We start from the raw sequence: 1,290 nt of genomic DNA, 5'->3' as shown, positions 1-1,290 counted from the left end.
GATGCGGTTCTGGATACCGTTTTGACCTTGAGTTTCTACTTTGATTTTCAGACCTGCTGCTGCACCTGCTTTCTCTAGTGCTTTCGCTGCCATGAATGTGTGTGCTACGCCAGATGGGCAACATGTTACTGCTACGATGTCGTACTCGCCTTCGCCTGCTGCTGGAGCCGCTTGAGCTTGTGCAGGTGCTGCTTCAACGATTTCGTCTTCTGCCTCTTCTTCAGCAACTGGTTTCCAGAAGCCAACGATAACTGCTGTTGTTAGTGAGCCTAGTGCGATACCCACAACGTACATTGGGATGTTGCTTGATACAGGTGCTGTGATTAGACCGCCCCATGGTGCGTGTAGCAGTACGTCTGTTAGGAAGCCGAACACACAGCCAACGATACCACCAGCAACGATTGAAGGAAGAACGCGTACAGGGTCGTTTGCTGCGAATGGGATAGCACCTTCAGAGATACCGATAGAACCCATGATTGCTGCTGCTTTACCTGCTTCTTGCTCTTGCTTAGTGAACTTCTTCTTGAATAGGAATGTTGCTAGCGCCATACCTAGAGGAGGCGTACAGATTGCGATACCAACACCACCCATTAGCCATGGTTGAGTATCAACTTGAGTTTGAGCGAATAGCGTTGCTACTTTGTTGATTGGACCGCCCATATCGAATGCAGTCATACCACCAAGAATCGTACCTAGAACCACTTTAGAAGCGCCAGCCATAGAAGCTAGGAATTCGTTCATAGAAGCCATGAAGATCTTGATTGGCTCACCGATACCCCATAGAACGATACCTGCAGAGATGAGCGTACCTAGTAGAGGGTAGATGAAGTAAGCGCCCAACGCAGTCATGTTAGCAGAAAGAGGGATCTTCTTAAGTTGGAATACCACACCACCTGCGATGAAGCCCGCTACGATACAACCAAGGAAGCCGCCGCCCATGTCAGCCATGATGCCAGAAGAGATCATCGCTGGTGCCAGTGCTGGTTTGTCTGCAATTGAGTAACCAATGAAGCCACCAAGAATAATTGGGAACAGCACCAGACCTTTAATACCGATATTAGAAATATCCGCCAATAAACCGTCCGCAGGAACCGCACCTTTACCTGATGCCATTACCGCCAGCGCCAGAAGTACACCACCCGCAACGATAAATGGAAGCATGTGAGAAGTACCGAATAAAAGGTGACCTTTCATGGTACTTAGGATTTTTTTGAAATCGCTATTATTACTAGCTTGAGCTGTGATTGTACTCATAATTTCACGCCTTATGAATTAATTAAAATATTTAGT

Annotated in this window: 1 protein-coding gene; it reads right to left on the bottom strand. The window is 47.4% G+C overall.

Annotated elements, in window-relative coordinates:
- A partial coding sequence (locus R7Z50_RS24290) for a fructose-specific PTS transporter subunit EIIC (protein WP_318149322.1) occupies positions 1 to 1,254 on the bottom strand: 1,254 nt, incomplete at its 3' end.
- Positions 1,255 to 1,290: the final 36 nt, after the last annotated feature.

Source organism: Vibrio sp. 1249-1 (assembly GCF_033340495.1).
Note: the sequence above shows the minus strand (reverse complement) of the source record. Positions and strands in the feature narration are given on the sequence as shown.